This window comes from Streptomyces sp. NPDC006516, assembly GCF_040611875.1.
Classification (GTDB): domain Bacteria; phylum Actinomycetota; class Actinomycetes; order Streptomycetales; family Streptomycetaceae; genus Streptomyces.
In genome coordinates, this window is record NZ_JBEXPD010000001.1 from 925,244 (window position 1) to 936,227 (window position 10,984).

The 10,984-nt window shown below is 68.7% G+C and carries 11 protein-coding genes; 7 read left to right on the plus strand and 4 right to left on the minus strand.

What is annotated here, in order from left to right; genetic code table 11:
* Positions 1-161 precede the first annotated feature (161 nt).
* The gene (locus ABZY45_RS04065) at positions 162-518 is read left to right on the plus strand and encodes an iron-sulfur cluster assembly accessory protein (RefSeq protein WP_014045490.1); all 357 of its coding nucleotides are present in this window, start codon (positions 162-164) and stop codon (positions 516-518) included.
* A 104-nt stretch (positions 519-622) separates the two neighbouring features.
* Here ABZY45_RS04065 and ABZY45_RS04070 read toward each other — a convergent pair whose 3' ends face one another.
* Both ABZY45_RS04070 and ABZY45_RS04075 read right to left on the minus strand, forming a co-directional pair.
* Positions 623-2,077, minus strand: a complete 1,455-nt coding sequence (locus ABZY45_RS04070) for a hypothetical protein (protein WP_356735847.1) — start codon at positions 2,075-2,077, stop codon at positions 623-625.
* 123 nt (positions 2,078-2,200) lie between these two features.
* Complete coding sequence (locus tag ABZY45_RS04075; protein ID WP_356735849.1) at positions 2,201-2,398, minus strand: hypothetical protein; 198 nt, start codon at positions 2,396-2,398, stop codon at positions 2,201-2,203.
* Positions 2,399-2,560: 162 nt separating this feature from the next.
* On the opposite strand from ABZY45_RS04075, the gene ABZY45_RS04080 reads away from it, so the two are divergent.
* Positions 2,561-3,535, plus strand: a complete 975-nt coding sequence (locus ABZY45_RS04080) for a carbohydrate kinase family protein (RefSeq protein ID WP_356735851.1) — start codon at positions 2,561-2,563, stop codon at positions 3,533-3,535.
* A gap of 13 nt (positions 3,536-3,548) precedes the next feature.
* On the opposite strand, the gene ABZY45_RS04085 is transcribed toward ABZY45_RS04080, so the two are convergent.
* Entirely contained in the window at positions 3,549-4,931 is a 1,383-nt protein-coding gene (locus tag ABZY45_RS04085) for an aminotransferase class V-fold PLP-dependent enzyme (RefSeq protein ID WP_356735853.1), read from the minus strand.
* 272 nt (positions 4,932-5,203) lie between these two features.
* Here ABZY45_RS04085 and coxB point away from each other — a divergent pair, with 272 nt between their 5' ends.
* The 4 genes from coxB (at position 5,204) to ABZY45_RS04105 (ending at position 9,697) form a co-directional block, all read left to right on the plus strand.
* Positions 5,204-6,172, plus strand: a complete 969-nt coding sequence (coxB, locus tag ABZY45_RS04090) for a cytochrome c oxidase subunit II (RefSeq protein ID WP_356735855.1) — start codon at positions 5,204-5,206, stop codon at positions 6,170-6,172.
* Positions 6,169-7,905 carry a cytochrome c oxidase subunit I gene (ctaD, locus tag ABZY45_RS04095; protein WP_356735857.1) on the plus strand — a complete coding sequence of 579 codons (1,737 nt, stop codon included), beginning with the start codon at positions 6,169-6,171 and terminating at the stop codon, positions 7,903-7,905. Before coxB ends, ctaD begins: the two co-directional genes overlap by 4 nt.
* Positions 7,902-8,300 (plus strand): cytochrome c oxidase subunit 4, encoded by a 399-nt coding sequence (locus tag ABZY45_RS04100; RefSeq protein ID WP_145802041.1) that lies wholly within the window; start codon positions 7,902-7,904, stop codon positions 8,298-8,300. Before ctaD ends, ABZY45_RS04100 begins: the two co-directional genes overlap by 4 nt.
* 125 nt (positions 8,301-8,425) lie before the next feature.
* Positions 8,426-9,697: an Ig-like domain-containing protein gene (locus ABZY45_RS04105; protein WP_356735859.1), complete on the plus strand. Its 1,272-nt coding sequence runs from the start codon at positions 8,426-8,428 to the stop codon at positions 9,695-9,697.
* A 62-nt stretch (positions 9,698-9,759) separates the two neighbouring features.
* Here ABZY45_RS04105 and ABZY45_RS04110 read toward each other — a convergent pair whose 3' ends face one another.
* A complete protein-coding gene (locus ABZY45_RS04110) occupies positions 9,760-10,161 on the minus strand; it encodes a hypothetical protein (protein WP_356735861.1) in 402 nt (133 codons plus the stop codon).
* A 187-nt stretch (positions 10,162-10,348) separates the two neighbouring features.
* Here ABZY45_RS04110 and ABZY45_RS04115 point away from each other — a divergent pair, with 187 nt between their 5' ends.
* Positions 10,349-10,969 (plus strand): heme-copper oxidase subunit III, encoded by a 621-nt coding sequence (locus ABZY45_RS04115; RefSeq protein ID WP_014045480.1) that lies wholly within the window; start codon positions 10,349-10,351, stop codon positions 10,967-10,969.
* The last annotated feature ends 15 nt before the right edge of the window (positions 10,970-10,984 follow it).

A 10,984-nucleotide genomic window follows, 5' to 3' on the forward strand; every position in this document is an offset into this window, starting at 1 on the left:
GTCAGCTTGACGATGCCGATAGCGTCGATGTGACGCATCCCCCGACGGGGGTGGTGTGCGAGCATGAAGGGGAACAGACACGCGCCTGGCCCGGAATGAATCCGCGGCCCCGACGGTTGCAACCGTCGGCAAGCAGTCCGTACAACCCGGGAGAGAAGCAGATGTCCGTATCGGACGAGACCACCACCGTGAGCGACGGCATCCTCCTGTCCGACGCCGCCGCAGCCAAGGTCAAGGCCCTGCTGGAGCAGGAAGGCCGGGACGACCTCGCGCTGCGCGTCGCCGTGCAGCCCGGAGGCTGCTCGGGCCTGCGCTACCAGCTCTTCTTCGACGAGCGCTCGCTCGACGGAGACGTCGTGAAGGACTTCGGAGGTGTCAAGGTCGTCACCGACCGGATGAGCGCCCCGTACCTGGGCGGTGCCTCTGTCGACTTCGTGGACACCATCGAGAAGCAGGGCTTCACGATCGACAACCCGAACGCCACGGGCTCCTGCGCCTGTGGTGACTCCTTCAGCTGAGCCCGGGTCGTACGGAAAGCGGCGGCGCTCCCCTTCCCGGGAGCGCCGCCGCTTCGCGTTGCCGTGGGGGCGGTCTCTCATGACCGCCGTGCCGCGCGGAGGGCTCAGGCGCGCGGTACCGTCCTGCCGGTGTCCGCGTCGACCACGGTCCGGCCCTCCAGCGGCGCGTCCAGTGTCACCGTCCGGGTCAGCTCCTTGGCGATCATGATGCACGCCTTCCCCGGCTCCGGCTGCGACTCGGCGACCGTGACCCGGACCCGCCTGCCGTCCTCCGTGGCGCCGGCCTCGTAGGTGCTGCACACGCCGCCCCAGAAGGTGACCTCCAGCGTCCGGCCGTCCGAGCTGTACGAGAGGATCTCCGTACCCCGGCCCTCAGGGGCCCGCGTGGGTTCCGGAGCGGGACTGCTCGCGTCCGGCGCCAGGTGCTCCGGATCCACCGCGACCTGTACGACGGTGCGCTCCGGGCCGCCCCCGTCGGGCCGTACGGAGAACAGCCACGAGGGCACCAGGACCGGCTCCCCGGCCGAGGTCCGGGCGGCGAGTCCGAACGTGGCCTTCTCGACCCTCATCGTGGTGGGCGGCGGCGTGTCCTGCCGCGCCTCGCAGCCGGCCTGCGGCGAGGCCGGACCGCCCTCGACCGCATCGCCTTCCAGGGGCACCGGGGTCGCGCAGCCGCCGATGCCGCCCTTCGCAGCCCGCGAGCTCTCCGCGTTCAGCTGCTTGAGCGCGTCCTGCGCGGCGAGCACCGGATAGCTGTCGTCCTTCTCCAGCCCCTTCAGATGCCCGCTGCCGCCGACGATCTCACCGTCCGCGCCCACCTGGATCCCGGTCGACCAGCCGTAGGTCGGCAGTCCGCCGACCACGGGGTCGGCGTTCACCACCCGTACGGCACCCATCAGCTGGCGCGCGTCGAGAGCGGCGCCGTCCTGCCCCAAGGCCTTCAGCACCGGAACCGCCGCGGCCTTCGCGGCCTTCTCACCCACGGGGGAGCCGGACGGAGCCGTCCCGCTCCTCGAACAGGTCTCGGCGGACTCGCAGGCATCCGTGCCGCCCACGGCGTACCGCGCGAACGTCCAGGTTCCGGGCGCCTGCTTGTTCACCCGCAGGAAGGGCCCCGACCCGTCCCCCTCGCTGCCCACCTTCCAGGCCGTGCCCTCCGCGCGGGGCGTGCCCGGCACCCCGAGGGCCCTTGCCAGCCGTGTCACCTCGGCCGCGCTCACCGTGCCCTCCGCCCGGTGGACGGCGGCCGTGCCGGGGCCTTCGGGCAGTTCGCCATCGGAGCGGTACACGACCGCGCCGCCGTGCGGGTCGGGTTCTCCCGGCGCGATGCCCTGTGGCGGCGCCGAGGGGCCGTCCGCGAGGTCCAGGGCCAAGGGCGGAGGCGTGCCGTCCGCGGCTGCCCGCCCGGGGTCCGTACCGGCGTCGCCCGCGGCCGTGGAGGCCCAGTAGGCCGCCCCGCCCCCGGTCAGCAGCACGGCCGCTGCCACCGTGGCCACGGCGAGCGGCGAGCGCCGCCGCCGTGGGCCGGTCACGTCATTCTCGGGTCGCTCGGTGCTCACCGGATCGCTCCTTCGGCTGCCTGGCCGTCACTGGCGCATCGTCCGTCCCCAACGTGGGGACACCGGTGGGACGGGGCGGAGGAGCGTGCGGTTCCACCCGCATGCGCGGGGGAGCCGCCCCGATCAGTCCCCGTAGTCGGACATGGCGTCGATCAGCCGGGCGGAGGACGGCGGCACGGTGACCCCGTGGATACGGGAGGGCTCCACCGGCTCGGTGGCGGTCTTGGCGGGTACGACCCAGTGCGGAGCCATCCGCGCGCAGTCGCCGCGCAGCTCGGCCAGGCTCATCTCGGATTCACGCGGAACAATGGTGTTCGACATATCCGCACCGTACGCAGGGTGGAGCTCAGGTAGAAAGACCTACTATCGGGTAGTTTTGCCCCTTCGAGCGAGATCGCCGCAGCGGGTAGCGTGAACTGTCATGCCGTCCCGGCCGGGCGCGCTCGCCGCGTCCCGTCCGCCACCCGCAGGAGCATCCTCGCCGTGCGCATTGCAGTCACCGGCTCCATCGCCACCGACCACCTGATGACCTTCCCCGGCCGTTTCGCCGACCAGTTGGTCGCGGACCAGCTGCACACGGTCTCCCTCTCCTTCCTCGTCGACAACCTCGACGTGCGCCGCGGGGGTGTCGCCGCCAACATCGCCTTCGGCATGGGTCTGCTCGGAACGGAGCCGATCCTGGTCGGTGCCGCCGGGGCGGACTTCGACGACTACCGCGCCTGGCTCGACCGGCACGGCGTCGACACCGGCTCGGTCAGGATCTCCGAGGTCCTGCACACGGCCCGCTTCGTCTGCACGACGGACTCGGACCACAACCAGATCGGCTCCTTCTACACGGGCGCGATGAGCGAGGCCCGGCTGATCGAGCTCAAGAGCGTCGCCGACCGGGTGGGCGGACTCGACCTCGTCTCCATCGGCGCCGACGACCCCGAAGCGATGCTCCGCCACACGGAGGAGTGCCGTTCGCGGGGCATCCCGTTCGCCGCGGACTTCTCGCAGCAGATCGCCCGGATGGACGGCGAGGAGATCCGGATCCTCCTCGACGGCGCGACGTACCTCTTCTCCAACGAGTACGAGAAGGGGCTCATCGAGTCCAAGACCGGCTGGAGCGACGAGGAGATCCTCTCCCGGGTCGGCCACCGCGTCACCACCCTCGGCGCCCGTGGGGTCCGCATCGACCAGGCCGGCCATGACCCCATCGAGGTCGCCTGCGCCGAGGAGGAGCGCAAGGCCGACCCGACCGGTGTCGGCGACGCCTTCCGGGCCGGCTTCCTCTCGGGCCTCGCCTGGGGCGTCAACCTGGAACGCGCCGCGCAGGTCGGCTGCATGCTCGCCACCCTGGTCATCGAGACCGTGGGCACCCAGGAGTACACCCTGCGCCGCACCCACTTCATGGACCGCTTCACCAAGGCCTACGGCGACGAGGCCGCCACCGAGGTCCGCAAGCACCTTTCCTGACCGGGCGTACGGGTCACAGGAGCCGGCGCACCACATAGGCCGAGCCGCGGTCCGCCGGCTCCTCACCCACGTACTCCTGTTCGCGCATCGCGCACCAGGCCGGAATGTCGAGCCGGGCGGCCTCGTCGTCGGCGAGCACCGTCACCGTGCCGCCCACGGGTACCTCTCCGATCACCTTTGCGAGCTCGATCACCGGGATCGGGCAGCGCCGGCCCAGCGCGTCCACCACCAGCGACGCCCGGGGCGTGGGGGAGGCGGCGGGCGAGGCGGGTGCGCCGAGCCGCTCCCGGACCTCGGCCACCACGCCCGGCAGCACGCCGAGGAAGCCGTCGACATCGCTCTCCGCAGTCCCCGCCGGCAGTGACACGCGGATGTTTCCTTCCGTGAGCACCCCCATCGCCTTCAGGACATGGCTGGGCGTCAGCGTGCTGCTCGTACAGGACGAACCAGACGAAACGGAGAATCCGGCCCGGTCCAGCTCGTGCAGCAATGTCTCTCCGTCGACATAGAGACAGGAGAAGGTGACCAGATGGGGCAGCCGCCGCACCGGATCCCCGGTCACCTCCACGTCGGGCACCAGGTCCGCCACCCCGGCACGGATGCGGTCCACCAGTGCGCGCAGCCGCGCGTCCTCGGCTGCGGCCTCCGCGCGTACGGCCCGCAGCGAGGCAGCGGCGGCCACGATCGCCGGGAGGTTCTCGAACCCCGCGGCCCGGCCCGACTCCCGCTCGTCGACCGGCCCTTGGGGAGCGAACCGGACGCCCTTGCGTACGGCGAGCAGCCCGACCCCGGCCGGCCCGCCCCACTTGTGGGCGGAGGCCGCCAGGAGCGACCAGCGGCCCTGCACGGGGCCCCATCCGAGCGACTGGGCGGCGTCCACCAGCAAGGGGACCCCCGCCTCGGCGCAGACCTCGGCCACCTCCGCCACGGGCTGCACGGTCCCGACCTCGTGGTTGGCGGACTGCAGACAGGCCAGCGCGGTGTCCGGGCGCAGTGCGCGGGCGTACGCCGACGCGTCCACCGCCCCGGCCCGGTCCACCGGCACCTCCGTGAACGACCCGCCCTCCGCCTCCAGGGCGGCGGCCGAATGGAGGACGGAGGAGTGTTCGACGGCCGACAGCACCAGATGGCGTCCGACACGCCGACGGCCGGCAAGTGATCCGGACACCGCCGAGTGCACCGCCCGGGTGCCGGAGGAGGTGAAGACCAGCTCGTCCGGACGGCAGCCGACCGCCTCCGCCGCGGTCTCCCTGGCCGCGTCCAGGAGCATGGCGGCCCGCCGCCCCTCGCGGTAGAGCCGGGCGGGATCGGCCCAGCCCTCGTCCAGTGAGGCAAGCAGGGCCTGGCGGGCGACGGGATGCAGGGGGGCGGAGGAAGCCGCGTCGAAGTAGGGCACGCCGCCACGCTAGCCCGCAGGGGGGCGCGACCAGGGGCGGGAGTGCCGTGGGGGTGGGAAGAGGGGGCGTCAGATGACGGCCGGAGGCTCGGATTCCACCCCTTCGGGGTGTCGGGCGGCGCGTTGGGCACCCTCCCCGCGCGACCCCAAATAGCGTCCAGTAGGGTTTGGTCCGCATAAACATCCAAACCCCTGCCCGCGTCAGGGCCGGCGACCGACCAAGCGAGACGGCCGCGCCGACCGTGCGGGCGAGACTCTCGGGAAGGCGCTACGTGAGTCCCAACGGCTCCGACCGCTCGTCGCGGCGCCCGATGCGGCGGAAGCTGCCGCAGGTGCTGACTGCGGGCCTGGTCCTGGCGACGGCCTCCGGTTGTTCATACAACTGGGAGGATTTTCCCCGCCTCGGTATGCCCACCCCGGTAACGGAAGAGGCCCCTCGGATCCTCTCCCTCTGGCAGGGCTCGTGGGCGGCAGCGCTCGCCACGGGTGTCCTTGTCTGGGGGCTGATCATCTGGAGCGTCATCTTCCACCGGCGTAGCAGGACCAAGGTGGAGGTACCTCAGCAGACCAGGTACAACATGCCCATCGAGGCGTTGTACACAGTGGTTCCCCTCATCATCGTCTCGGTGCTCTTCTACTTCACCGCGCGCGATGAATCGAAGCTCCTGGAGCTCACTCCCAAGCCCGCCCACACCATCAACGTGGTCGGCTACCAGTGGAGCTGGGGCTTCAACTACATCGAGAAGGTGGAGGGCCAGCCCTCCGCCGGCAGCGAGATCCCGAAGGAACTCGACGCCATCCCCGACAAGTACCGCAAGGACTTCCCCGCGGGCGCCGGCGGCGTCTACGACGTGGGCATCCCCGGCACTCGTAACCCGCAGAACGGCAACCCGGGGCCGACCCTGTGGCTGCCGAAGGGCGAGAAGGTCCGTTTCATCCTGACTTCGCGTGACGTCATCCACTCCTTCTGGGTGGTGCCGTTCCTCATGAAGCAGGACGTCATTCCGGGCCACACCAACTCCTTCGAGGTCACGCCGACGAAGGAGGGCACCTACATGGGTAAGTGCGCCGAGCTCTGCGGCGTCGACCACTCCCGGATGCTCTTCAACGTCAAGATCGTTTCTCCCGAGCGTTACCAGCAGCACCTCAAGGAGCTGGCGGAGAAGGGTCAGACGGGCTACGTGCCGGCAGGCATCGAGCAGACGGACCCGGCCAGGAATGCGGAGACGAACAAACTGTGAGCATCCTCAACGAATCCCAGGGTGCCGCGGCAGCAGATGACTCGTTCGAGGACGAGCTGCCGGTACGGCGCAAGCAGCCGGGAAGTGTCGTCGTCAAGTGGCTGACCACCACCGACCACAAGACGATCGGCACGATGTACCTGGTCACCTCGTTCGCCTTCTTCTGCATCGGCGGTCTGCTGGCGCTCTTCATGCGCGCCGAGCTGGCCCGTCCGGGTACGCAGATCATGTCGAACGAGCAGTTCAACCAGGCGTTCACGATGCACGGCACGATCATGCTGCTGATGTTCGCGACGCCGCTGTTCGCCGGTTTCGCGAACTGGATCATGCCGCTGCAGATCGGCGCGCCCGACGTGGCGTTCCCGCGGCTGAACATGTTCGCGTACTGGCTGTACCTCTTCGGCTCGCTGATCGCGGTGGCCGGCTTCCTCACCCCGCAGGGTGCCGCCGACTTCGGCTGGTTCGCCTACTCCCCGCTGTCGGACGCGGTCCGGTCGCCGGGCGTCGGCGCCGACATGTGGATCATGGGTCTGGCCTTCTCCGGCTTCGGCACGATCCTCGGTTCGGTCAACTTCATCACCACGATCATCTGCATGCGCGCGCCCGGCATGACGATGTTCCGCATGCCGATCTTCACCTGGAACGTCCTGCTGACCGGTGTCCTGGTCCTGCTGGCCTTCCCGGTCCTCGCCGCCGCGCTCTTCGCGCTGGAGGCGGACCGTAAATTCGGTGCGCACATCTTCGACGCGTCCAACGGTGGCGCATTGCTCTGGCAACACCTCTTCTGGTTCTTCGGCCATCCAGAGGTGTACATCATCGCTCTACCGTTCTTCGGAATCATTTCCGAGATCATTCCGGTGTTCAGCCGCAAGCCGATGTTCGGTTATATCGGTCTGGTCGCCGCGACGATCGCCATTGCCGGCCTTTCGGTGACGGTGTGGGCCCACCACATGTATGTCACCGGCGGTGTGCTGCTGCCGTTCTTCTCCTTCATGACGTTCCTCATCGCGGTACCGACCGGTGTGAAGTTCTTCAACTGGATCGGCACGATGTGGAAGGGGTCGTTGTCCTTCGAGACACCGATGCTCTGGTCGGTCGGCTTCCTGATCACCTTCGCCTTCGGTGGTCTGACCGGTGTGATCCTGGCCTCGCCGCCGCTGGACTTCCACATCTCCGACTCGTACTTCGTCGTCGCGCACTTCCACTACGTCGTCTTCGGCACCGTGGTCTTCGCGATGTTCGCCGGATTCCACTTCTGGTGGCCGAAGTTCACCGGCAAGATGCTGGACGAGCGGCTCGGGAAGATCACCTTCTGGACGCTGTTCATCGGCTTCCACGGCACCTTCCTGGTGCAGCACTGGCTCGGTGCCGAGGGCATGCCGCGTCGTTACGCGGACTACCTCGCCGCCGACGGCTTCACCGCCCTCAACACGATCTCGACGATCTCCTCGTTCGTGCTCGGACTGTCGATCCTGCCGTTCTTCTACAACGTCTGGAAGACCGCCAAGTACGGCAAGAAGATCGAGGTCGACGACCCGTGGGGCTACGGCCGTTCGCTCGAATGGGCGACGTCGTGCCCGCCGCCGCGGCACAACTTCCTCAGCCTGCCGCGCATCCGCTCCGAATCCCCGGCGTTCGACCTGCACCACCCGGAGATCGCGGCGCTCGAGCAGCTCGATCACCTGTCCGAGGGTGACAAGGTCCTCGTCGGTGGCAAGGAGGACGGCAAGTGAAGATCCAGGGCAAGCTCTTCATCTGGCTGAGCATCTTCATGCTGGCCATGGCCGTCACCTACGGCGTCTGGTCGAAGGAGCCGGTCGGTACCACCGCGCTGGTCCTGTCCTTCGGACTGACCATCATGATCGGCTTCTACCTGGCCTTCACGGCCAACAGGGTCGACGCGATGGCCCAGGACAACAAGGAGGCCGATGTCGCGGACGAAGCCGGTGAGGTCGGCTTCTTCTCGCCGCACAGCTGGCAGCCGCTCTCGCTGGCCATCGGCGGCGCGTTCCTCTTCATGTCCGTCGTGTTCGGCTGGTGGCTGGCCTACTTCTCGGCCCCGCTGCTCCTGATCGGCCTCTTCGGCTGGGTCTTCGAGTACTACAGGGGCGAGAACCGCACCCAGTAGGACACGCCGTCCGAGGACGCGCAGCACCCGTACGGGGGCCCGGACCGCTCAGTGATGAGCGGGCCGGGCCCCCGTTTGCAGTCACTGAACGCGCTGGATCGGATGAATCTTCTTAGCGTGGGTTCATGAACCACACGCCGCGCATCCGCACCGTAGTGAGCTGCACCCTGCTGGTCGTGACCCTGGTCGCTGGTGCGACCGCCTGTGGCGAGCCCGATGGTCATCCGCTGTCACTGAAGCCCCACGACGCGGCCGACCTCATCTCCTTCAACGGGCCGGCCAAGGACAGGACGGCCGACCCCGACACGCCCCTCGAAGTCACCGTCAAGGAGGACGACGCCAAGATCACGGACGTGACGGCCGTGGACACCGAAGGGCGTCACCTGGCCGGTGAACTGGACGCCGACGGGAAGCGCTGGCACTCCACCACCTCCCTCGCCGCCGGCACCCGATACACCGTCAAGGTCTCCACCGAGAACGGCGACGGCGCCCCTGGCAGCCGTACGTACGCCTTCGGGACGGCCGCGGCCAAGAAGCTCCTGAAGGTCTCCTTCGGCCCGCAGGCGGGCACCTACGGTGTCGGACAGCCCCTCACAGCGGAACTCAGCGCTCCGGTCTCCGGCCGGGCGGCCAGGGCCACCGTGGAGCGCGGGCTCCAGGTCCGGTCCACCCCGGCCGTCACGGGCTCCTGGCACTGGGTCGACGCCAAGACCCTGCACTACCGCCCCAAGGAGTACTGGCCGGCCGGCGCCAGCATCGACCTCCGCAGCAACCTCAAGGGCATCAAGGTCACCGACGCCCTCCACGGGGCCGAGACGAAGCCCCTCAAACTCACCACCGGCGACCGGATAGAAGCCATCACCGACGCCGCGGACCACTCCATGACGGTCCTGCGCAACGGTGAAGTGATCAACACCATTCCGGTCACCACGGGCAAGCCCGGATTCGACACGCGCAACGGCGTCAAGGTCGTGCTGGCCAAGGAACAGTTCGTACGCATGCGCGGCGAGAGCATCGGCATCGCCGCGGGCTCCTCGGAGTCCTACGACCTGCCCGTCTACTGGGCCACCCGCGTCACCTGGAGCGGCGAGTACGTCCACGCCGCACCCTGGTCCACCGGTTCACAGGGCAACGCCAACGTCAGCCACGGCTGTACGGGCATGAGCACCGCCGACGCCGAATGGTTCTTCGAGACCGTGCGCGAAGGCGACATCGTCAAGGTCGTGGGCAGCGACGGCGAGATGATGACGCCGTTCGACAACGGCTTCGGCGACTGGAACCTGGCCTGGGACGCCTGGCTCAAGGGCAGCGCCCTGCACGGCGACGGCACACCGGACACCGGCACTCCCGACACGGGCACCGACGTCCGCACGGCGCGGCTGCGCCCCCAGGTCTGATCCGGCCCGGAGTGCGCAGCGCCCCGCGGGAACACCGCGAAGGGGATCGGGGCCCCTTCGCCTCAGGCTCCTACGGACAGCCTGTGGCGCAGCAGGGAGGCCAGGGCGTCCGAGAAGTCGACCGGGTCGACAGGATGGGTCACGGCGGCGTCCGCACGGCTCCACGTGGCCAGCCAGGCGTCCTGGGGGCGCCCGATCAGCAGCAGCACGGGCGGGCAGTCGAAGATCTCGTCCTTGATCTGCCGGCAGACGCCCATACCGCCCGCCGGAGCCGTCTCGCCGTCCAGCACGCAGACGTCGATGCCGCCCCGGTCCAGCGCGCTCAGTACGGCGGGCAGGGTGGCGCACTCCAGGAACCGCACCGGTGGAACGTCCGCCGCAGGCCTGCGCCCGGCTGCCAGCCTCACCTGCTCGCGGGTGTGGGCGTCGTCGCTGTAGACCAGGACCGTGGCGGTCGGCTGCATTGTTCCTCCGTGACGTCTGTGTCTTCGGGGCTCTCGGGGCATGAACCGATGGGCGGATCGTACTCCGGCGGACAGCCTGTCAGCACCGGTAAGGACAGCGATTCGATGGGCCGTTCGGTGAGGACACACACCGCTGACACACCGAACGGCACCCCCCGGAGTGAGGGCGGGATAAGCGACCGACATAATGTCGGTCGTGGCGACAGCAACGACAGTAGAAACCGGGCACGCGCACCCGTCGGTCAATCGACCGAACCTCACCAGCGTCGGAACCATCATCTGGTTGAGTTCCGAGCTGATGTTCTTCGCGGCCCTCTTCGCGATGTACTTCACCCTGCGATCGGTGATGGGACCCGATCACTGGAAGGAGATGGCTCACCATCTGAACTTCCCGTTCTCGGCGACGAACACCACGATCCTGGTGCTTTCCTCTCTCACCTGCCAGCTCGGCGTTTTCGCCGCGGAGCGGGGCGATGTGAAGAAGCTCCGCACCTGGTTCATCATCACGTTCGTGATGGGTGCGATCTTCATCGGAGGCCAGGTCCTCGAGTACACCGAGCTGGTCAAGGAGGCGGGTCTCTCCCTGTCCTCCGACCCGTACGGCTCGGTGTTCTACCTGACGACCGGCTTCCACGGTCTGCATGTGACAGGCGGTCTCATCGCCTTCCTGCTCGTACTGGGCAGGACATACGCGGCCTCGAGATTCACCCATGAGCAGGCCACCGCAGCCATCGTCGTGTCCTACTACTGGCACTTCGTCGATGTCGTCTGGATCGGCCTGTTCGCCACGATCTACATGATCAAGTAACCGGGCTCGCACCCA

Coding starts and splice junctions, on each gene's coding strand:
- ABZY45_RS04065 (WP_014045490.1), top strand. CDS start 162: ATGTCCGTATCGGACGAGACCACCACCGTGAGCGACGGCATCCTCCTG.
- ABZY45_RS04075 (WP_356735849.1), bottom strand. CDS start 2,398: ATGTCGAACACCATTGTTCCGCGTGAATCCGAGATGAGCCTGGCCGAG.
- ABZY45_RS04105 (WP_356735859.1), top strand. CDS start 8,426: ATGAACCACACGCCGCGCATCCGCACCGTAGTGAGCTGCACCCTGCTG.
- ABZY45_RS04110 (WP_356735861.1), bottom strand. CDS start 10,161: ATGCAGCCGACCGCCACGGTCCTGGTCTACAGCGACGACGCCCACACC.
- ABZY45_RS04115 (WP_014045480.1), top strand. CDS start 10,349: ATGTCGGTCGTGGCGACAGCAACGACAGTAGAAACCGGGCACGCGCAC.